The following is a 20172-nucleotide window of genomic DNA, read 5'->3' as shown; positions in this document are numbered from 1 at the left end:
TATTCCTAAGTTAGCTGATTGACCTGATTTTCCTGCATCTAACCCTAAAGAAGCAAGCCTTGTTCCCTGCTAGTTAGCCCTCTAGCCGCTTATACCGGCTCAAATGTAGCAAAGGTGCTCACCAAAAGTAGAACCGCCGCCCCTAGTACCACCTCAAACCAAGCGTTCATCACCAGCCAATAGTGCGCTTTTTCCGGTAAATGACGAATTGCTGGAACCACGCGATACCTATTGATTACCGCAATGATAATCATCAAAACAACCAAGACAATTTTGCACCAAAGCAATCTCTGATATGTCGAGGTGAAATCCAGGGGCCAACCACGCAGTATAATGAAACTATTAATCATTCCGGTGACAACCACCAGCACGACAGCCAAATGACCCCAACTGGAAAAACGGATTAAAGTATGGATAGCGGCGGGTTTATGCTGACTATTGCGGGTATAGGGCAGGCAAACCAGCAAAGGTAAAAGACTACCGAACCAATAACCGGCGCTGAAAAGATGCAGAATTTGATTCGACTGATGTATCCAGCCAATTATGCCATCATGCATCGCCGCATGACCGATAAAAGCCAAGCTAGCCAGTAACAGCGACGAACAGGCGACCATCAGAGCCGAAAAATATGATTTTCGATTGAAAAACAACAGCAGGATACTGATGAAAGACAGTGCGAGATGCCACTGCCAAACCTGGCCGAAACGCGTGCCCAGCACTAACCCCCACACGGGAAACTGGTAGGTATCTGCCCATCCATCGCCCATAATTCCAGCCTGAATGGACAACAGGCCGACGGCAGAAAATGCCGCGACTAGCGTACTGCTAGCCAGCAAGGGTTGAAGGCGTTGTTGTAATGTTAGAGCGAAACGGTCGGATGACAATATGGCGGTGAATACGCTGACACCAAACATCAGCATCACCGCCATAAAATGCACAAAGCGACACAGGACAAATAAGGCCGCTAAAGACATATTATTTTACAGTGAAGCTGTAATTGCCTTTGGTTTTGTGGCCATCAACGGACACCACATGCCAGGAAACATTATACTTCCCTGCGCTTAGCGCATTATCCAACGGCAAAATCAACTGAGTGTTATTAACCGGGTCAAGTTTTAAAGCGCCGGTTTTCACCGCGTTATTATCTGGCCCCGTCACCTTCACACCGCTGAAACCCAACTCGATCCCTTCGGAAAAATTAAGTGTTAACGCTTCTGGAGCGGCACTTACCGTGGTATCGGCGGCAGGGGTTTCCACTTTCAAATGAGCATGAGCTAAAGCCTGCTGGCTGGAAAGGCCAACAAACAAAACAACCAGTGCAGAAAGCATGCGGCAGGATGAACGTACTTTGTTAATTAACATAAAGTCCCTTAAATAAATTGGGGTAAAAAAATCGCTGCTACCAACTTTACCCTATATTGGCGGCGTAAACCCCGATCGCTTCCAGTTGGATGTACTACATGTGAGATACCACACAAAATAAACTGCCGACATCGGATAAGTGGTCGAAAAGCCACCGGATGCTCACTTGAAGTCATCCGTTTCCGTATGTTAGCCATGAATAATAATGAGTTGAGAGTATGAAGTCGAGCTTACAGGCACAGACAAGAAATGGTTTCAGGCAGGGATGACACAAAATAAAAAACCGCAGCCTCTGTCGATAACAGAGAAACTGCGGTTATAGCTCAAAAGATAGAATTAACCTTGAGAATGGATTTGCGCGCTGGTGGCCATGTTCTTCAAATCTTTATCGATAAAGAACAGAGAATTACCGCTGTTACCCACCAGAGCCAATTTATCCAATACGGATTTGAACAGTTTTTCTTCTTCATGCTGTTCAGAAACGTACCACTGTAGGAAGTTGAACGTCGAGTAATCTTGCGTAGTCATGGCAACATGTGCCAGTTCATTGATCTTGGTGGTGATCAATTGCTCATGTTCATAGGTCAGCTTGAAGACATCAGCTAACGAGCCAAACTCTACCGGGGGCGCACTGATGGTGCCCAATATCGGCATCGAACCTGTGCCGCTCAGGTATTCAAACAAACGCTGCATATGCTGCATCTCTTCCTGCGAATGTTCTTTCAAGAAAGCGGCCGCACCTTCAAAACCTTTATCGCTGCACCATGCACTCATTTGCAAATAAAGATTGGCAGAATAGAATTCTAAATTGAGTTGCTCATTGAGCTTTTGAGCCATTTCTTTCTTCAACATAATTAGTCCCTAGTTTTTATCATGCAGGTTGGCAGGAGGTTATTTCACGTATTATGCCAACATAAACACAAAATAAAAACACCCTATTCACATTTAAAAAGATTAAAACAACAAATTGTATTAACTGCATGTTTAATATGAGGAAATAAATTATTTAATTAATCTGGGAAAAAGTGGGCAAATAACTTTGATAACTATTATCAACAAGCCCGCCAATAATAAAAGGAATCATTCTTATTTTTAATTTATTATTTAAAATAAACGCCAATCATTCTCATTTATTATTTGGCTCGCTATTTCTTCTCTACATTCCTCTCTGCCGTTATCCACACCCTCTTGCCATAGGGAGATGCCTGCATTATTTTCAACGCTGATTTGATACAATCCGCCGCTTAAGTCGAAAGAGGAGAAAACGATGGGTTACAACTTGGCAGAGCTTTCTGACGAAGAAACGGCAAAAATGAACGTCGATTTAGCTGCATCGGGCGTTGCATTTAAGGAACGCTATAACATGCCAGTGATCCCTGAACTGGTTGCCCGTGAACAGACGGAAAACCTGCGAGACTACTTTTTGCAGCGCCTCGCGCACTATCGGAGCGAATCGAATAAATTCTCACGTTTGCCTTATGAGCCTAAAATTAAGTAAGGCGACTGAAAGGTTCCCGCCAGCGTTTAGCCTGCGGGAACCCGATTATTTGGCAAATTTGTCCGTTGATAACATCAACTGATGCAATATCCCCGGCTCATCGAATGAATGCCCGGCACCTTCCACTATATGTAACTCTGCCTCAGGCCAACGATGGGCCAGATCCCAGGCATTTTTCACCTGACATGCCATATCGTAACGGCCGTGAACAATAACCGTCGGTATATGACGAATTAATGGAACATCATCCAGAAGCTGGTTGTCATGGGCCAAAAAACCGTTATGGGTGAAATAATGGTTTTCAATGCGGGCAAAAGCCAAGGCAAAATCATCCTCTCCGAATGAAACCGAGCTTTTAGTTGGTAATAACGTTACCGTCTCCCCTTCCCACAGGCTCCATAATTTCGCAGCTTCCAGCTGCACAGCCCGATCCGGGGATGTCAGACGTTTGCGATAAGCCGCGATCACATCCTTTTGCTCTTCTTCAGATAAAATGGATAATACCCTTTGCCATTTATCGGGGAAGAAACGGGATGCGCCGTCCTGATAGTACCAAAGCAATTCTTCTCTGCGCAGGGTGAAAATCCCCCGAAGCACCATCTCACTCACCCGCTCCGGATGCTTCTGCGCATAGGCCAATGCCAACGTAGAGCCCCAGGAACCGCCGAACACCAGCCATTGACCGACACCCGCCAGTTCGCGCAGACGCTCAATGTCTTCCACCAGATGCCAGGTAGTATTGTTATCCAGGCTGGCATGTGGTCTGGATTGCCCGCAGCCGCGTTGATCAAACAGCATCACTTTATACTTGGTTGGATCGAATAACTGGCGATGATATGGCGCAATGCCGCCACCGGGACCGCCGTGAATAAATACTGCGGGCTTTCCCTGCGGATTACCGCATAACTCCCAATAGATGCTATGCCCATCACCGGTTTCCAACCAGCCGCAATCGTAAGGCTCATAAGCCGGATAGAGTCCCCGTAATTGTCCCATCGCATTTTCCATTTTTGTTATTGATCACCTCTCTATAAAAGCCTATGCCTGACGCAGGGTCAACGACTAAAGAGGTCAAATAAAGCTGATTAATCATTTAAATACCGGTTATACGATCCCTATCGCGCATTTTTTATCGCCGTTGATGAGTCAATCATTAGGAAATGCGCTGCAGATTCCATAACCGATCATTACATCGGTTTCACTGGCAAAGGATGTTAATGTCGCTATTCCTCGTTAATATCAAGTATTACATTTTAATAATCATTATAATTAACAGCGTGTTAGCCTTTTATCGACTTTATCTCCTTGCAAGTATTCGCTATTAGGGCCTTAATGAAGATGCGTACCAACCTAACCGAAGGTCATAGAGAGGCAAACCATGAGTAAGGGAATGGACAGCAAAAAGAACGCGAAGAAAAAACCACTGAAAACTCCGGCCGAAAAAAAGGCGGAGAAACGTGCGAAGAAGGCATCTTCTTCCAGCGCAGAGTAAAGGTTTTTCATCACGTTAAGTTAACCCGCTCAGGCGGGTTTTTTATTGCCTATAACTTAATTTATTCGGCTAAAATCGGCGCGGGCATAAGCGCAGTGTGGGATCAACAAGGCAACGCGATCGCCCAGATTAGCGGTAACACGAGGCTCTGGTGATTACCCGCCTGACTGAAGAAAGTTGGCAGGGACTGGCCAGTCTATTATGATCGCCAGATAAAACCGAATAATGGCCAGTCTCTGGAGAACACATGAATTTTCGCATTATTGATACTGAGACTTGCGGGTTAGACGGCGGGATCGTCGAAATTGCTTCGTTGGATCTGATTGATGGGCGAATCGTTAATCCGATCAGTGATTTAATCAGCCCGGACCGGCCAATTAGCCTTGAAGCTATGGCCATTCACCATATCACCGAAGAAATGGTGGAAGGTAAGCCTCGAATTGCTAAAGCCATTGGCCGATATCAAGGCAGTCAATATTATGTCGCGCACAATGCCCCGTTTGACCGAGGTGTCTTGCCGGAAATGGGCGGTGAGTGGATTTGTACCTATAAATTGGCGCGAGCACTGTATCCGGATATCAAATACAGTAATCAATATCTGCGTTATGCCCTGCGACTGGAAGTTACGCCACCGGAAAATCTTTATCCCCACCGCGCATTATATGACTGCTATATCACCGCCGCCCTGCTGCAACGCATAATTAAAGACTCCGGTTGGAGCGCTGAGAAAATGGTTGAGCTGACGCAGGCCCCCCTGCTGTTACGGACGCTGAAATTTGGCAAGTATCGTGGGCAAAACATTGAACAGATAGCCCAGCAAGATCCGGACTATCTGCGTTGGATGCTGAAATCGGTGAAAGACCTGACTCCAGACATGCGCCATACCCTAACGCATTATCTGGAATCATAGGTAAATTAAGCCAGCGCGAGGATAAACGCGTATTCCAGTGCGATATCCTCGTAGGCTTTGAAACGACCTGATTTACCGCCGTGGCCGGAGTCCATATCGGTAAACAGCAGCAGTTGATGGTCGTCAGTTTTCATTTCCCGTAGCTTCGCGACCCATTTTGCCGGTTCCCAGTATTGCACCTGGGAATCGTGCAGGCCGGTCGTCACCAGTAAATGAGGATAATCCTGAGCGCGCACCTGATCGTAAGGGCTGTACTGTTTAATATAGTCGTAATAAGCCTTATCGTTCGGATTGCCCCACTCTTCGTATTCGCCAGTCGTCAACGGAATAGATTCATCCAGCATGGTCGTGACCACATCAACGAAAGGTACCTGCGCTACTACGCCTTTAAATAATTCAGGAGCCTGATTGATCACCGCGCCCATCAATAAGCCGCCAGCGCTGCCGCCCATAGCAAACACTCGTTCGGCGTCGCCGTAGCCTTGCTCGATTAAAGCCTTGGTTACATCAATAAAGTCGTTAAAAGTATTCATTTTGTTGAATAACTTACCGTCTTCATACCATTGCTGCCCCAGTTCGCCGCCGCCGCGAATATGCGCCAATGCGTAGACAAAACCACGATCTAACAGGCTCAGACGACTGCCGCTAAACGCTGGGTCCATACTGCTCCCGTAGGAACCGTAGGCATAAACCATGAGCGGGTTAGTCCCCGGCTTAAAGTGATCGCGATGATAAACCAGCGAAACGGGCACTTTTGCCCCATCCGACGCGCTCACCCAAATCCGTTCACTGCGATAATGTTCTGCCGTGAAGTTTTTCACTTCCTGCTGCTTCAGCAAAACCCGTTCGCCGGTATCCATATTGACTTCAAACAGCGAACTTGGCGTGGTCATGGAGGAATAACCGTAACGCAACAGCGCGGTATCCGGCTCTGGATTGTAGGCAAGCCAGGTGGTGTAGGTTGGATCGTCGAAGGCAATGGTTTTCTCTTCGCCGCTACGCCAGTGAATTTGCCGCAGATGCGTCAACCCCTGACTACGTTCTTCCACCACTAGCCAATCACGGAACAGGCTGAAGCCTTCCAGCATCACTTCAACTCGTGGCTCGATCAGGGTTTGCCATTGGCTTTCATCAGCCTGCTGGCTCTGATACAGCCCAAAATTCTTCCCGTTTTTATTCGAACGAATATAGAAATGCTGCTGATAATGATCCAAACCGTATTCATGATCCTGACGGCGCGGAGCAAACATTTGCGGCATCGCCTCAGCGTCATCGGCATCCAATAGCAGGATTTCCGAAGTGGTGGTGCTACCGAGGTGAATCAGAATAAAACGCTCCGAGGTGGTTTTTTCCAGGCTGACGTAAAAAGTATCGTCCTGTTCCTGATAGATAAGCTCATCCTGCTCTGGATCGGTGCCGATACGGTGGCGATACACCTGATAAGGCAGCAGCGTCTTTTCGTGTTTACGCACGTAATACAGGGTTTGCGAATCATTCGCCCACTCGAAATTACCCGAGGTATTGCGGATGACTTCGTCATGCCAGCGATCGTCGCTGATTTGTTTAACGCGAATATCATACTGACGGCGAGACAGAAAATCCTCGGCAACCGCCAGTAGCTGATTGTCCGGACTCACGTCCAAACCGCCTAAAGTATAAAACTCGCTGTCTGCAGCACGGATATTGCCATCCAGCAACGTATGCCATTCGGCATTGACCTCTTTAGGTTGGCGAACGTAAATAGCGTATTCATTGCCCGGTTCATAGCGAGTTTGGTAACGATATCCATTACGCACATAAGGAACCGAGGCTTCCTGTTGAGGGATCCTCGCTACCATCTCCTGATACAAGCTTTCCCTCAGCGGTTGCTGAGGCTGTAACACCGCTTCGGTGAAATCATTTTCCGCCTGCAGGTAGCGTAATACTTCGGGATTGCTCCGTTCATCATCGCGGAGCCAATAGTAATCATCTACACGAGTATCGCCGTGCAAAGTCATGGTATGAGGGCGCTTGGCCGCCTTTGGAGGTGTGATCATCTGTGAATTATCCGTATCAATATATGTTTGCCAGAGTGACACGATTAACGCACGATGCCAAGAGCACCTGCACGTTTTCGGCAAATCCGATGTCGTGGTAACCATATGATAAATAAGAGGTGTATCGAGAGGCAACGTAAACAGTCGTTGAATAATTCGGAGAAACTATAATCAGCGCCGAATGCCGTTCCTGCGAATCGGGATTTCAGTCAGAAAGCGGCACTCGGACACTGTCATTCAAAATAGCCTGAGCGACTAAAACCTGTCTAAATTTAACCTGTTACTGCGGCAAACTGTAGGTTATCGTCCCTTCAACGCAGTTCAGAACCACGTCGTAGCTTTTATTCGCTTTGGTCCCGCGCACCGTCAGCGGCACTTCCCAGATATCGTCTTTCCCATTGATATCATCTGGACTCACCCAGGCCACCGGCGTTGCGGTTCCCAGCAGCTTTTTATCAGACTCCCAACGGACAATGCGATTTTGCAAAAAGTCACGTTTCACCTGAGTCGCCACCTTGGCCTGAGTCAATCCCACGCAGGCGGGGAACTTCGCAGTGCGTTGCTCCTGCTCGTGGTTTTGAGCCGATGCAGCCATGCTACCCAGCGCCATCATCATCGCAGTCAAAGTGAATGCCGTTTTTTTCATTGCTCCTCCAATCGTTATTATTTCTATCCGGAGGTGCAGCAAAAGATCGCGTTGTAGGTTACAGAGTGAATTCCATTACAGAACTAGCACTGGGTAAATTCGATCACATAAAATTGCTGCAAACCGGGATAGATCTCCTTTATCACCTTTTTCAGTTCATCCAATGACATGTTTTCCTGCTTCGCATGGCGTTCAGTTAATGCGTCCAATGTCACTGGCGTCACTGACTTCACTTCAATGTGGCAAAAAAATACGCCATCCTCATTGCGGCAAACCCGCAAAACTTCACCGGGTTGAAAATCGGATTCACTGCTATCACGAATAGTAATGGTTTTACGATTCGCCAGAATATCCGCCTCAAAACGGCTGAAGAAGGTGATTTCACGATTCATTCTAGATCCTTTTTCCCCATTTTGCCGGGAGATAACTCATTAAGCCGCTTGAATTTCTTCGGTTTTGTCATTTTTCTTATTGGCAGCGCCTTTCTCTGCCTTGGTTTTCACCACAGGCTCCGCCGCTGCGGTTGGAGCAGCGCCACGTAAAATCTGCCATAAAACATCTTTATTTTCAGCCAGATAGAAACTCAGCGCTTCACGCTGTTCTTCTTCCATCGTCAGAGGGGACTGCGACAACCATTCGGCCAGATTATCGGCCAAATCCAACATTTTATCGTATGCATCGGCTTCTTTTTTGGTTGTGAAAGTCATTTTTTCCTCACCCTGTCGTACTACAACGAATTTTACTTCAACGGCCATTTATTAGAGTCCTTTTACCAACCCGTAACTTTATTAATATCCGCGACGCCCCGAAGAGACACTCAGACATGATGGTAATCATTCCCTGCTGCGTTATTCACCTCAAAATGAAAGAACGAAATCCCTTCCAATAATAGGGATTTCTGAAAACGATAAGTGGCGGATACATAAGCAGGAAATATTTAATCCGGAGAAATTATAACATAATGGGAAGCTCTCGTTGCGGCTCAGCGCTTCCCATTATTCGAAGTCATTCAACGGCAAATTGATGAACACTCATTTAGCGAACACGATTTTCGTAAATACGGATCTCAAACCCGGATTGGCATCCGCTACCGAAAAATGTGGTCAGGCTTTATTCCAAAAACTGAGTCATATAAGTTTTCACGGGCGTCATATCGCTACCCGGTTTATTGGCCTGGCGCTCTTTTACTTTATCCCGATTGGGTTGGAAATCAGGATAAACTCGCGTGGTTATTCCCAGTTTTTTCGCTTCCTTAAGTTCACTCACCGTCACGTCTCCGCCCCCAAAAGCGAAGAACTCACCACCTGAAGCTGGCGATGCTTTTGAGGCGACATAAGTCATATATGAACCCGTTAATCCCTTCGCCTTATCTATATAGTAGAGCACCTGCCAACTGCCTTTTTTATCAGGAACATAAATTACATCGTCACAACTACTGGCTATTTCACCGCCGCCTTTGGCTTGTTCAGAAACAATCCCCAGCGTTTTAATTTCGAGTTTTTTTGCTAGCGAATAAACCGCTCCAATACCTACGCTGGTCGCCCCCGCGACCACCACTACATTATGTTTTCCGTGGTTGAGGCTGGCCTCTTTTAATGTAGATTCAAGTGAGGTTTGAAACGCTTCAACATCGTCGTACCCCATGCCGGAAAAGCCGCTAAAAACCAGCACCTGCTTTCCCTTAATATGCTGATCCAGCGCGGACTTTATCTCACCTGTTGGGGGTGCAAAATCATTAGGGTTAACCGAGGAAGAAGAAAGAGAAGCTGGGCGGAAAAATACTGCGGTCTGATTAATGACAGGTATCATATTTAATACATTCCCTTTATTAAATGCGGTTAAATAGTCATTCCGTTGAGCGGAAGGAATGATTCCGGCCAGCTCAAACAAACGAAATAAATATATAAATTCAATAACTTAAACAGTAAATCCGTCAGTTATTAACATTCAATATAAGGGGCTGAAACGGAGCAACGCAATACACGCTACCCCGTAAAAATCGTTATTTACTATTTTAACAAACGTGCCTTGCAGTTTTTGCCTTTAATTTTACCTTGCTGCAATTGTTGTATAGCCCGTTTCGCACTGGCTTTGCGAATAGCAACGTAAGCATGAACTGGGAACATATCGATTTTACCGACGTCAGCCGCCGTCAAACCCGCATCGCCGGTCAACGCCCCCAAAATATCGCCTGGGCGAATCTTGGCTTTACGGCCACCGTCGATGCATAACGTCACCATTTCTGGCTCCAGCATGACATTGGCGCTGCGGCTCACTTGCTCCGCCGGCGTCCATTTCACTTTGATTTGCAGATAATCTTCAATCGCGTGCGCACGCCCCATTTCTGACGGCGTACACAGACTGACTGCCCGTCCGCTCATGCCCGCACGCCCGGTACGACCAATGCGGTGTACATGGACTTCCGGATCGAAAGCCAGTTCGAAGTTCACAACCAGTTCCAAATCTTTGATATCCAGACCGCGCGCCGCGACGTCGGTGGCAACCAACACTCGACAACTACGGTTAGAGAAGCGCACCAGCACCTGATCACGATCCCGCTGCTCTAAGTCACCGTGCAGCGCTAATACGCTGATTCCACGTGATTCCAGCGCATCGTAAACGCTCTGACAGTCTTTTTTCGTGTTGCAGAATACTACGCAGGACGCCGGTTGATAGTGGCTTAACACTGAGATCAGCAGCGGCAGACGTTTTTCACGAGTCGTTTCGAAGAATACCTGTTCGATCGCCGGTTCATCGCCTTCATCGGCCACTTCTACGTTCAGCGGCTCACGCTGTACTTTTGCGCTGATCTGTTCGATCCCCGCCGGATAAGTAGCGGAAAACAGAAGCGTCTGGCGCTGCGGCGGCGTGTAGCTGATAACGTCATTGATCGCGTCAGTAAAGCCCATGTCCAGCATGCGATCCGCTTCATCCAGCACCAGCACTTTCAGATCGTCCAATACCAAGGTGCGTTTACGCAAATGTTCCTGAATGCGTCCCGGCGTGCCCACAACAATATGCGGCGCATGAACCAGAGAGTCCAACTGGTGCCCCATTGGCTGGCCGCCACATAGGGTCAGAATTTTAATATTTTGAGTAAAACGAGCCAAACGACGCAGTTCTTTACTGACCTGATCGGCCAGTTCGCGAGTTGGACAGAGTACCAATGCCTGAGTCACAAACTCACCCACGGCAATTTTATCCAGCAAACCAATGCCGAATGCGGCCGTTTTACCACTGCCCGTTTTGGCTTTGGCCCGAACATCTTGCCCGTTCAGAATGGCCGGTAACGCGGCGGCCTGTACCGGCGTCATTTCGGTATAACCGAGTTCATTAAGGTTCGACAACTGCTCGGCAGGCAGCGTTAGGGAAGAAAAGGACGTTGTGCTCACGGCGGTAACTCTTATATAACGGAATGGATTGAAAGCGATGCCTGAAGGCAAGCGCAATATTTGCGGCGATAATAGCAGAGTTGAGGCCTTTTCTTGAGTTAAAGCGTAAAAAAGCGCGGGGAAATCTGCGTTTTTCTCCTGTAACCCTAGATATGGGTCAAATGCATCCCTTTCGATATCTTCGCCCCCCTGATTGCTCCAGACCTTACTTTGCTGAATTTATCCGCACTCAAACCTGTTTTTTGCCCTAAGCGCTGCCCGCGCAATCGTTTTCGTATATACTGCGGCGGTTTCTTCCTCGCATATTATCTTGCTGATGTAGGTATCGAATTATGTTAACCATTGGAACTGCTTTGCGCCCCGGCGCAACCCGTGTGATGCTGCTTGGCTCTGGCGAACTGGGCAAAGAAGTGGCGATTGAATGTCAGCGCCTTGGGCTGGAAGTGATCGCCGTCGATCGCTATGCCGATGCCCCTGCTATGCACGTCGCCCACCGCAGTCACGTGATTAATATGCTGGATGGGGCGGCGCTCAAACGAATTGTGGAGCTGGAAAACCCCCACTACATCGTGCCGGAAATTGAAGCCATTGCCACCGATATGCTGGTGGAGCTGGAGCTTATGGGTCAACACGTAGTGCCCTGCGCCGAAGCCACTCGCCTGACAATGAACCGTGAAGGCATTCGTCGTCTGGCCGCAGAAACGCTGGGATTACCCACTTCCAGCTACCGTTTTGCCGATACCGAAAGCCGCTTCCGTCAAGCCGTGGCCGAAATCGGTTATCCGTGCATTGTGAAACCAGTGATGAGTTCCTCTGGCAAAGGGCAAAGCCTGATCCGCAGTGAAGAGCAACGACAAACCGCATGGAATTATGCACAGCAAGGCGGTCGCGCCGGCGGCGGTCGGGTGATTGTGGAAGGTCTGGTTAATTTTGACTTCGAGATTACCCTACTGACCATCAGCGCCGTAGATGGTATCCATTTCTGCGCGCCGATTGGCCACCGTCAGGAGGAGGGTGATTATCGCGAATCCTGGCAGCCGCAGCAGATGAGCGAACTGGCGTTGCAACGCGCTCAGGCGATCGCGGCTAAAGTGGTTCAAACTTTGGGTGGCTACGGTTTATTCGGCGTGGAGCTGTTTATCTGCGGTGATGAAGTTATTTTCAGCGAAGTCTCCCCTCGCCCACACGATACCGGTATGGTCACGCTGATTTCACAAAATCTTTCCGAATTTGCGCTGCATGTTCGCGCCTTCCTCGGCATGCCAATCAGCCAGATTCGCCAGTATGGCCCCGCCGCCTCGGCGGTTATTTTACCTGAGTTAACCAGCCAGAATGTGGTATATCGCGGTTTGGGAAATGCGCTGCTGGGTGACGTGGACGTGCGTTTGTTTGGTAAACCCGAAATTGCCGGCAGACGGCGGATGGGCGTCGCGCTGGCCGTAGCCGAAACGGTAGAACAAGCCGTGGCCGTGGCGAAAAATGCCGCTGGGCAAATCACGGTCAGCCACAGCTAAAAATCCAAGGCTCTAGGAAGTGATACGAAACATCATGAAGGTTGCAGGCTAGTTTACCGAAACCTTCATGATGGCGATTGACTTTGGCTAGCTAGCCTTCGGATAACTTAGCTTCTGGTCACTGATAGTTATCACTAACCTTCGTAGTCATCCTCATACTCGTCCGCGTCTTTTTCATTGTCGCGGCGATATTCAGGATCGCTGTGTTCCTCAAAGTCTTCATCATCAAAGATGACCATTGCCTGAGGATCGTTTTTGTGGCGCTCGCGAATTTCTTCCGCAACCAGACCTATGGCTTCACCACTGCTCATCCCTTCGGACATCAGTTGGTGAATACGTTCAACAGCTTCCTGTTGCTCTTGGTGAGAAAGTGAGGGCATTCCCGCTAGCATTATCTGTCTCCTACGAATTAGCCGGCAAGTATACCCGTTTCTTTAGCGTAATAGGGAATTCCCTGTCAAGCCGCTACTGCCCTCGCCCACATAATCTGTGATAACCTTACAGGCCGAATCTTTTCCCCGAAATTATTTCACGAGTTGTCATGTCGTCAGTCGAAAAAAATACTCATAGCCTGCAAGCCAATGCTCCTTTCTGTAAAAGCCTGCCTTATCACCCCGATGCGTTGTTACGCTATTTCGCTCCGATTTCCACTTTGCCTTGGGCGATGCTGCTGCATTCGGGTTTTGCCGAGCATTCCCATAACAGGTTTGATATTTTGGTCGCTGAACCCCGCGTGCGTTTGATCACCCGAGGCAAAGAAACGGAAATCAGCGATTCCCTGAATACCCAATATTCAGAAATCGATCCCTTCGATTTATTACAGCAACAGCTGGATTGCTTGGGATTGACCTGCTCACCGAATCCAGACCTACCCTTTTTGGGTGGCGCATTAGGGCTATTTGGTTACGATTTAGGACGCAGAATCGAGGTCTTACCGGAGCTGGCACAGCAAGATATTCACTTGCCGGATATGGCCATTGGTTTGTATGACTGGGCGCTGATTGCCGATCACCAACGGCAAAAACTGACGCTAATTAGCCACGGGGATATAGAGCAACGCCATCAATGGCTCGAGCAGCAGCGCCCGGCTACGCCCCAGTCTTTCGAGCTGCAAAGCCCTTGGCAGGCCAATATGGCTCGTGAAGAGTACGGCGAAAAATTTCGTCAGGTACAGGAATATCTGCACAGTGGCGACTGCTATCAAATCAATCTGGCGCAACGCTTCAGCGCCGAATATCAGGGGGATGAATGGCAGGCTTTTTTACGCCTGAGCGCCAGCAATCGCGCGCCTTTCTCCGCATTTATTCGCCTGCCTGAACATACGGTGATCAGCGTTTCCCCCGAGCGTTTTGTCTGGCTAGAAAATCAACAGATACAGACTCGGCCAATCAAAGGCACTTTGCCACGACTGAAAGATGCGGATGCCGATCGGCAGCAGGCTGAGCGCTTAGCCGCGTCACCCAAAGATCGAGCAGAAAACCTGATGATTGTGGATTTACTGCGTAACGATATTGGCCGCGTCGCTGAACCTGGCAGCGTTCGGGTACCGGAGCTGTTCGTGGTGGAACCTTTCCCTGCGGTGCATCATCTGGTGAGTACCATCACCGCCACCCTGCCGACGAATTGTTCGCCAACACAATTGCTGCGTGCCTGTTTCCCCGGCGGTTCGATTACCGGCGCGCCCAAAATCCGTGCCATGCAGATTATTGAACAACTGGAGCCTCATCGTCGTAATGGATATTGCGGAAACATTGGCTATATTAGTTGCTGTGGCACCATGGATACCAATATCACCATCCGTACCTTATTGACGGAAAAGGGTAAAATCTATTGTTGGGCGGGAGGTGGCATAGTGGCAGACAGTCAGGAGCAAGCCGAATATCAAGAAACTTTTGATAAAATCGCGCGCATTTTGCCATTATTGGGGGAGAACCCGCAGCCGTGAGTGGGATCAGTTTAGCCGAATTTATCAGTCGTTTTCAGCTTCAGTTGCCCCAGCCCGGCAGCCTGTCGGCTCATCATCATCGCGCGGCGGTGCTGGTGCCGATTATTTGTCGCCCAGAGCCGACGCTGCTGTTAACTCGTCGCTCCGCTCATTTACGTAAACACGCCGGACAAGTGGCTTTCCCTGGCGGCAAGGCCGATCCAGAAGATCATTCGCTGATTGAAACCGCTCTGCGGGAAGCGCAGGAAGAAGTAGCGATTCCTCCTGAATCGGTACGCGTGCTGGGTCAGCTAGGGCCACTGGATAGCTCGACGGGTTTTCAGGTCACGCCAATTGTGGGTCTTATTCCTGCGGACGTCCCCTTTCACGGTAATGAAGAGGAGGTTGCCGGTCTATTCGAAATGCCGCTATACGAAGCGTTAAGCCTTTCACGTTATTATCCACTGGATGTTCATCGCGCGGGCGCGCACCACCGGATTTACCTTTCCTGGTACGAAAGTCAATTTGTCTGGGGACTCACCGCCGCCATTATTCGCCGTCTGGCTCAGCAGGTCAGCATCGAACCGCGCTGAAACGCGTGATAACCATCACATCATCACGCGCTAACCCCCTCATTTTCAGCATAAAACGATCCCTATCACCTCACTTTTACCACTTTTACTCTATGTTCTCTGTATCGCAGTTTTTAAAAAAACTGTAAACAGGCCTGTCAGCGTTATGAAATACCTGTAAAATAGCTTCCTTCACTATAAACCACTAATAGTGTGGGGTTAATAACCCGTAAAAAAAGTCACTTATGTTGTTGGTTAACAGAGTGACCGTTGCTGTATCCGATCGATACCGCTAACACCAGTAAAAACAAAATAAACTAAGGCTCGCGATTACTTTATTTCATGCGAATAAAGTCACGAAAATTGACGAGTCAACCTACAATACCGATGTTCCCGTTGCGTAATTTTTAAACGCTTCGACCATAAAACATCGGCTTTAAACACAATGCCTTTTGAGGAGTTCTAGCGTGATTAGCGTTTTCGACATGTTTAAGATCGGCATCGGCCCGTCCAGCTCTCATACGGTTGGACCGATGAAAGCCGGCAAACAGTTTGTAGACGACCTGGTAACACAGGGACTAATGCCTTCTATCACGCGTGTGGCCGTGGAGGTTTACGGCTCACTGTCATTAACCGGTAAAGGCCACCATACTGATATCGCTATCATTATGGGGTTAGCGGGCAATATGCCTGACACCGTAGATATCGATAGCATTCCCGGTTTTATTCGCGATGTTGAGCAACGTGAAAAACTGATGCTGGCCAATGGCTTGCACGAAGTTGATTTCCCGCGTGAAGGCGGCATGGTTTTCCGTAGCGATAACCTGCCCCTGCATGAAAACGGTATGCAAATTCACGCCTTCGCTGGCGATGAAAAAGTGTACAGCAAAACTTACTATTCTATCGGCGGCGGCTTCATCGTCGATGAAGAACATTTCGGTAAAGCCTCAGTCAACGAGATTAGCGTACCTTATCCGTTTAACTCCGCTGAAGACATTCTGGCCCACTGTCGCACCACCGGGATGTCCATCTCCGGTATGGTGATGCAGAACGAGCTGGCCATGCACAGTAAAGAAGAGATTGATGCTTACTTTACGGCGATTTGGGACACTATGCGCGCCTGTATCGATCGTGGTCTGAATACCGAAGGGGTTCTCCCGGGTCCGCTACGCGTTCCGCGTCGCGCTTCTGCGCTACGCCGTCTGTTGGTTTCTTCCGATAAACTTTCCAGCGATCCAATGAACGTGATTGACTGGGTGAATATGTTTGCGCTGGCCGTGAACGAAGAAAACGCCGCCGGTGGACGCGTGGTGACTGCACCAACCAACGGCGCCTGCGGTATCGTTCCAGCGGTTCTGGCTTACTACGATCACTTTATCGAGCCTGTGACACCGGAAATCTTTATCCGTTACTTCCTCGCCTCCGGCGCTATCGGCATTCTGTATAAAATGAATGCGTCGATTTCCGGTGCAGAAGTGGGCTGTCAGGGTGAAGTGGGCGTAGCCTGTTCTATGGCGGCGGCCGGTTTAGCGGAGCTGCTGGGCGCTAGCCCGATTCAAGTATGCATTGCGGCCGAAATCGGTATGGAGCACAACCTGGGTCTGACCTGTGACCCGGTTGCCGGTCAGGTACAGGTTCCTTGCATCGAACGAAACGCGATTGCTTCGGTAAAAGCGATTAACTCCGCACGCATGGCAATGCGCCGTAGCAGCGAACCGCGCGTTTCTCTCGACAAGGTTATCGAAACCATGTTTGAAACCGGTAAAGATATGAATGCTAAATACCGTGAAACTTCTCGCGGCGGTCTGGCGATCAAAGTGCAGTGTAACTAAATATACAATGCAACTCACTGATGCCTTTTGCTAAACCGGCAAAAATAAATCAGCAAACGGGAGCCCAATCGGCTCCCGTTTTATTGTGCACAGAAAACCTCCAGCTAGGCTGGAGGTTCGGTAAAGCTTTCAGCTTTGAGCCAGTTATAAAAACCCCTTTTGATTTGTTAAAACAGTTTGCGGTCTGGCAACTGCAAATGTTCAACAAGAAATCAAAAGGGGGTCCCTATGAGGGACGAAAAGAGCTTAGCGCACACGCGATGGAGCTGTAAATATCACATGGTTTTTGCGCCGAAGTACCGAAGAAAGGTGTTCTACGGGGAAAAGCGCAAAGCGATAGGCAGTATCTTAAAAAAGCTGTGCGAATGGAAAAACGTGAATATTCTGGAAGCAGAATGCTGTGTGGATCACATCCATATGCTTCTGGTAATCCCGCCCAAAATGAGTGTGTCGGGTTTTATGGGATACCTGAAAGGAAAGAGCAGCCTGATGCTTTATAAGCAGTTTGGCGATTTGAAGTTCAAATACCGTAACAGGGAGTGCTGGTGTCGAGGGTATTACGTTGATACGGTTGGGAAAAATACAGCCAGGATACAAGAATACATAAAGCACCAGTTGGAAGAGGATAAAATGGGAGAGCAACTCTCGATCCCCTATCCGGGCAGCCCGTTTACGGGCCGTAAGTAATCCATAAATGCAAATGTCAGATCGCGATGCGCCTGTTAGGGCGCGGCTGGCAACAGAGCCTTATAGGCGCATATGAAAAACCTCCGGCTATGCCGGAGGATATTTATTGTTTCATTCATATCGATAGAGGGTCCACTCCAGCAGAAATTAATTCACTGAATGATTGGTATTCACACTCGCTGCGGCCTGTAAATTCCCGCTGCCCATATTACCGCCGGAGATCAGACACATTTCTTGGTCTATCAACTCACGTAAACTCGTATATTTCTCTCCATGAAAGTCTCGTCCGTTTAAACAGCATCCGGTTTATCGCAGCGTTATTTCGCCGTCTAATTTAGCGTTTCAATGGTCAGCGCATTATTCGCGCGCTAAGAAATACGGCTGACGTCAGTGCATTGCCCCCTCAGAAGCCGAGATAGCAGGAGGAGGCTGGATTGTTAAAAGGGAGCCGATTGGCTCCCTTAGGGTATAACTGGTTAACCGAAAATCTGCGCTTATTCGTCGTCTGAAGGTTCGATTTTATCGATACGAACTAATTCAATACGGTAATCGGTCACGTCAATGATTTGGAAACGCAGTTGATGCAGTTCAATCACATCTCCGGCAGATGGCATGTGGCCGGAGTGAGAAAGTAACATCCCCGCCAGCGATGCGTAGTCCTCCGTCGGGCTAACCAGTTCCTGACAGTTCAGCGCTTGCTCCAGCGAGTGCAAATCTGCACCGCCCTTCACCAGCCAGCCATCCCCGTCGGTGATGATATCCGGGGTTTCATCTTCGTCAGGGAATTCACCGGCGATAGCTTCCAGCACGTCCAGCGGCGTTACCAGCCCCTGAACCACACCGAATTCATCATTGACTACCACCAGACGCCCTTTGGCTTTACGCAACACCGCCAACAGATTGATGACATCCATGGTATCTGGCACCACGATGGGTGGCGTTGCCGCCGCAAATTCGCAGATAGACTGGCCTTGCTCAATGGCCACCAGCAGATCTTTAGCTCGCACCACGCCGATAATCTGATCCAGCGAGTCACGGCACACCGGGAACAAGCTATGCGGCGTATCCAACAACTGCATCCGAATCTCATCTTTGGAGCGATGGCAATCAACCCAGCTGATTTCGGTGCGCGGCGTCATAATGCTGCGCAATGAGCGGGAAGCCAGCGTCAGCACACCGCTAATCATATAGCGCTCTTCTTCCGCAAAAGCTTCAACGGGCGCATTTTGAGGCGCATTGCCCTGCTCTTGCTCCTGATTACGTCCGCCCATCAAGCGAATAATCGCCTCGGCGGTACGCTGGCGTCGCGGCAACCGGGATTCATTTTTGATAAAGTTACGGCGCGCAATCTGGTTAAACAGCTCAATCAGGATAGAGAAACCAATGGCCGCGTACAGATAACCTTTCGGAATATGGAAACCGAAACCTTCCGCGATCAGACTTAAGCCGATCATTAACAGGAAGCTAAGGCACAGCACCACCACCGTAGGATGGGCGTTAACGAAGTTAGTTAACGCTTTAGAGGCCAGCAACATGACGCCCATCGCAATGATCACTGCGGTCATCATGACCGGTAAATCGTTCACCATGCCGACGGCGGTAATCACCGCATCGAGCGAGAACACCGCATCCAGCACCACAATTTGCGCGACTACCGCCCAAAAACTGGCGTAGCCTCGGTTAGCATTGCCATCATGCTGATTACCTTCCAGCCGTTCGTGTAGCTCAGTGGTGGCTTTAAACAACAGGAACAGCCCGCCGACCAACAGGATTAAATCCCGTCCGGAGAAACTGAAACTGGCGACGCTAAACAACGGGGTGGTGAGGGTAACCATCCATGAAATCACCGACAGCAGTCCCAAACGCATAATCAGCGCCAGCGCCAGGCCGATAATTCGGGCCTTGTCTCGCTGTTTAGGCGGCAGTTTGTCGGCCAGAATGGCGATAAACACCAAGTTATCGATACCCAGTACAATTTCCAACACGACCAGCGTAAGTAACCCTGCCCAAATCGAGGGGTCCATTAGAAATTCCATGCAAGACTCCAAAAATTAGAACATGACTGACGGGACAGACGTGATTTAACAGGCACGACAAAACGCCGCAAACCGATTACACGTCGGAATTCAGTGAAAGATTGTACGAAGATGAGCGATAGATAAATACGCGATCGAATAACCTGATTTTTACCCGCAGGCGGGGGATAACCTTCTTCAAAGCAGTAACTTCGGTGACAGTCCATAGGGAGAGCTGAGGCCCTTAACTCCTTACAAATAAAAATGAACTTAACTTTATCAGGAATCTTTT

20 protein-coding genes are annotated in these 20172 nt (G+C 48.9%); 8 read left to right on the top strand and 12 right to left on the bottom strand.

Features of this window, described 5'->3' with window-relative positions; genetic code table 11:
• Nucleotides 1–89 precede the first annotated feature (89 nt).
• The 3 genes from copD to ftnA all read right to left on the bottom strand — a co-directional run bounded on the left by copD (nucleotide 90) and on the right by ftnA (nucleotide 2214).
• Nucleotides 90–974 carry a copper homeostasis membrane protein CopD gene (gene copD / locus PL78_RS18720; RefSeq protein ID WP_064517996.1) on the bottom strand — a complete coding sequence of 295 codons (885 nt, stop codon included), beginning with the start codon at nucleotides 972–974 and terminating at the stop codon, nucleotides 90–92.
• Nucleotide 975: 1 nt separating this feature from the next.
• Nucleotides 976–1362 carry a CopC domain-containing protein YobA gene (gene yobA, locus PL78_RS18715; protein WP_064517994.1) on the bottom strand — a complete coding sequence of 129 codons (387 nt, stop codon included), beginning with the start codon at nucleotides 1360–1362 and terminating at the stop codon, nucleotides 976–978.
• 336 nt (nucleotides 1363–1698) lie between these two features.
• Nucleotides 1699–2214, bottom strand: coding sequence for a non-heme ferritin (gene ftnA, locus PL78_RS18710; RefSeq protein WP_064517993.1), 516 nt, complete (start codon nucleotides 2212–2214; stop codon nucleotides 1699–1701).
• 415 nt (nucleotides 2215–2629) lie between these two features.
• On the opposite strand from ftnA, the gene PL78_RS18705 reads away from it, so the two are divergent.
• Entirely contained in the window at nucleotides 2630–2860 is a 231-nt protein-coding gene (locus tag PL78_RS18705; RefSeq protein WP_064517991.1) for a DNA polymerase III subunit theta, read from the top strand.
• A 45-nt stretch (nucleotides 2861–2905) separates the two neighbouring features.
• Here the strand turns inward: PL78_RS18705 and pip are convergent, their stop codons facing one another.
• A complete protein-coding gene (gene pip, locus PL78_RS18700; RefSeq protein ID WP_064517989.1) occupies nucleotides 2906–3856 on the bottom strand; it encodes a prolyl aminopeptidase in 951 nt (316 codons plus the stop codon).
• Between the two features lie 743 nt (nucleotides 3857–4599).
• On the opposite strand from pip, the gene exoX reads away from it, so the two are divergent.
• Nucleotides 4600–5262 carry an exodeoxyribonuclease X gene (exoX, locus tag PL78_RS18695; protein WP_064517987.1) on the top strand — a complete coding sequence of 221 codons (663 nt, stop codon included), beginning with the start codon at nucleotides 4600–4602 and terminating at the stop codon, nucleotides 5260–5262.
• A gap of 5 nt (nucleotides 5263–5267) precedes the next feature.
• Here the strand turns inward: exoX and PL78_RS18690 are convergent, their stop codons facing one another.
• From PL78_RS18690 to dbpA, 6 genes are all read right to left on the bottom strand, one after another.
• Nucleotides 5268–7298 (bottom strand): S9 family peptidase, encoded by a 2031-nt coding sequence (locus PL78_RS18690; RefSeq protein WP_064517985.1) that lies wholly within the window; start codon nucleotides 7296–7298, stop codon nucleotides 5268–5270.
• A 280-nt stretch (nucleotides 7299–7578) separates the two neighbouring features.
• Nucleotides 7579–7944, bottom strand: a complete 366-nt coding sequence (gene yebF, locus PL78_RS18685) for a protein YebF (protein ID WP_064517983.1) — start codon at nucleotides 7942–7944, stop codon at nucleotides 7579–7581.
• An 83-nt stretch (nucleotides 7945–8027) separates the two neighbouring features.
• Entirely contained in the window at nucleotides 8028–8336 is a 309-nt protein-coding gene (gene yqfB / locus PL78_RS18680; protein WP_064517981.1) for a N(4)-acetylcytidine aminohydrolase, read from the bottom strand.
• A gap of 39 nt (nucleotides 8337–8375) precedes the next feature.
• Nucleotides 8376–8699 carry a YebG family protein gene (locus tag PL78_RS18675; protein ID WP_064517979.1) on the bottom strand — a complete coding sequence of 108 codons (324 nt, stop codon included), beginning with the start codon at nucleotides 8697–8699 and terminating at the stop codon, nucleotides 8376–8378.
• A 355-nt stretch (nucleotides 8700–9054) separates the two neighbouring features.
• Nucleotides 9055–9753: a hypothetical protein gene (locus tag PL78_RS18670; protein WP_064517977.1), complete on the bottom strand. Its 699-nt coding sequence runs from the start codon at nucleotides 9751–9753 to the stop codon at nucleotides 9055–9057.
• A 200-nt stretch (nucleotides 9754–9953) separates the two neighbouring features.
• Nucleotides 9954–11336 carry an ATP-dependent RNA helicase DbpA gene (gene dbpA, locus PL78_RS18665; RefSeq protein WP_064517975.1) on the bottom strand — a complete coding sequence of 461 codons (1383 nt, stop codon included), beginning with the start codon at nucleotides 11334–11336 and terminating at the stop codon, nucleotides 9954–9956.
• A 332-nt stretch (nucleotides 11337–11668) separates the two neighbouring features.
• On the opposite strand from dbpA, the gene purT reads away from it, so the two are divergent.
• On the top strand, nucleotides 11669–12850 hold the full coding sequence (gene purT, locus PL78_RS18660) for a formate-dependent phosphoribosylglycinamide formyltransferase (protein WP_064517973.1): 1182 nt from the start codon (nucleotides 11669–11671) through the stop codon (nucleotides 12848–12850).
• A gap of 134 nt (nucleotides 12851–12984) precedes the next feature.
• Here the strand turns inward: purT and PL78_RS18655 are convergent, their stop codons facing one another.
• Complete coding sequence (locus tag PL78_RS18655) at nucleotides 12985–13242, bottom strand: YoaH family protein (protein WP_064517971.1); 258 nt, start codon at nucleotides 13240–13242, stop codon at nucleotides 12985–12987.
• A 149-nt stretch (nucleotides 13243–13391) separates the two neighbouring features.
• On the opposite strand from PL78_RS18655, the gene pabB reads away from it, so the two are divergent.
• The 5 genes from pabB to tnpA all read left to right on the top strand — a co-directional run bounded on the left by pabB (nucleotide 13392) and on the right by tnpA (nucleotide 17865).
• Nucleotides 13392–14795, top strand: coding sequence for an aminodeoxychorismate synthase component 1 (gene pabB, locus PL78_RS18650; RefSeq protein WP_064517968.1), 1404 nt, complete (start codon nucleotides 13392–13394; stop codon nucleotides 14793–14795).
• A complete protein-coding gene (locus tag PL78_RS18645) occupies nucleotides 14792–15367 on the top strand; it encodes a CoA pyrophosphatase (RefSeq protein WP_371112922.1) in 576 nt (191 codons plus the stop codon). The genes pabB and PL78_RS18645 overlap by 4 nt, the downstream gene beginning before the upstream one ends.
• A gap of 446 nt (nucleotides 15368–15813) precedes the next feature.
• Complete coding sequence (sdaA, locus tag PL78_RS18640; protein ID WP_049600486.1) at nucleotides 15814–17178, top strand: L-serine ammonia-lyase; 1365 nt, start codon at nucleotides 15814–15816, stop codon at nucleotides 17176–17178.
• Nucleotides 17179–17198: 20 nt separating this feature from the next.
• A complete protein-coding gene (locus tag PL78_RS20500; protein ID WP_064517964.1) occupies nucleotides 17199–17450 on the top strand; it encodes a hypothetical protein in 252 nt (83 codons plus the stop codon).
• Nucleotides 17407–17865 carry an IS200/IS605 family transposase gene (gene tnpA / locus PL78_RS18630; protein ID WP_071925618.1) on the top strand — a complete coding sequence of 153 codons (459 nt, stop codon included), beginning with the start codon at nucleotides 17407–17409 and terminating at the stop codon, nucleotides 17863–17865. The genes PL78_RS20500 and tnpA overlap by 44 nt, the downstream gene beginning before the upstream one ends.
• Nucleotides 17866–18359: 494 nt before the next feature.
• Here the strand turns inward: tnpA and PL78_RS18625 are convergent, their stop codons facing one another.
• Nucleotides 18360–19901 (bottom strand): TerC family protein, encoded by a 1542-nt coding sequence (locus tag PL78_RS18625; protein WP_064517960.1) that lies wholly within the window; start codon nucleotides 19899–19901, stop codon nucleotides 18360–18362.
• Nucleotides 19902–20172: the final 271 nt, after the last annotated feature.

This window comes from Yersinia entomophaga, from assembly GCF_001656035.1.
Lineage (GTDB): Bacteria > Pseudomonadota > Gammaproteobacteria > Enterobacterales > Enterobacteriaceae > Yersinia > Yersinia entomophaga.
Note: the sequence above shows the minus strand (reverse complement) of the source record. Positions and strands in the feature narration are given on the sequence as shown.

Bases quoted from the DNA above. Each gene is read 5' to 3' on its own strand.
- PL78_RS18675 (WP_064517979.1), bottom strand. From the start codon at position 8,699: ATGGCCGTTGAAGTAAAATTCGTTGTAGTACGACAGGGTGAGGAAAAA.
- PL78_RS18625 (WP_064517960.1), bottom strand. From the start codon at position 19,901: ATGGAATTTCTAATGGACCCCTCGATTTGGGCAGGGTTACTTACGCTG.
- pabB (WP_064517968.1), top strand. From the start codon at position 13,392: ATGTCGTCAGTCGAAAAAAATACTCATAGCCTGCAAGCCAATGCTCCT.
- yobA (WP_064517994.1), bottom strand. From the start codon at position 1,362: ATGTTAATTAACAAAGTACGTTCATCCTGCCGCATGCTTTCTGCACTG.
- PL78_RS20500 (WP_064517964.1), top strand. From the start codon at position 17,199: ATGCCTTTTGCTAAACCGGCAAAAATAAATCAGCAAACGGGAGCCCAA.
- purT (WP_064517973.1), top strand. From the start codon at position 11,669: ATGTTAACCATTGGAACTGCTTTGCGCCCCGGCGCAACCCGTGTGATG.
- yebF (WP_064517983.1), bottom strand. From the start codon at position 7,944: ATGAAAAAAACGGCATTCACTTTGACTGCGATGATGATGGCGCTGGGT.
- PL78_RS18655 (WP_064517971.1), bottom strand. From the start codon at position 13,242: ATGCTAGCGGGAATGCCCTCACTTTCTCACCAAGAGCAACAGGAAGCT.
- PL78_RS18670 (WP_064517977.1), bottom strand. From the start codon at position 9,753: ATGATACCTGTCATTAATCAGACCGCAGTATTTTTCCGCCCAGCTTCT.
- yqfB (WP_064517981.1), bottom strand. From the start codon at position 8,336: ATGAATCGTGAAATCACCTTCTTCAGCCGTTTTGAGGCGGATATTCTG.
- copD (WP_064517996.1), bottom strand. From the start codon at position 974: ATGTCTTTAGCGGCCTTATTTGTCCTGTGTCGCTTTGTGCATTTTATG.
- exoX (WP_064517987.1), top strand. From the start codon at position 4,600: ATGAATTTTCGCATTATTGATACTGAGACTTGCGGGTTAGACGGCGGG.
- PL78_RS18690 (WP_064517985.1), bottom strand. From the start codon at position 7,298: ATGATCACACCTCCAAAGGCGGCCAAGCGCCCTCATACCATGACTTTG.
- pip (WP_064517989.1), bottom strand. From the start codon at position 3,856: ATGGGACAATTACGGGGACTCTATCCGGCTTATGAGCCTTACGATTGC.
- tnpA (WP_071925618.1), top strand. From the start codon at position 17,407: ATGAGGGACGAAAAGAGCTTAGCGCACACGCGATGGAGCTGTAAATAT.
- PL78_RS18705 (WP_064517991.1), top strand. From the start codon at position 2,630: ATGGGTTACAACTTGGCAGAGCTTTCTGACGAAGAAACGGCAAAAATG.
- ftnA (WP_064517993.1), bottom strand. From the start codon at position 2,214: ATGTTGAAGAAAGAAATGGCTCAAAAGCTCAATGAGCAACTCAATTTA.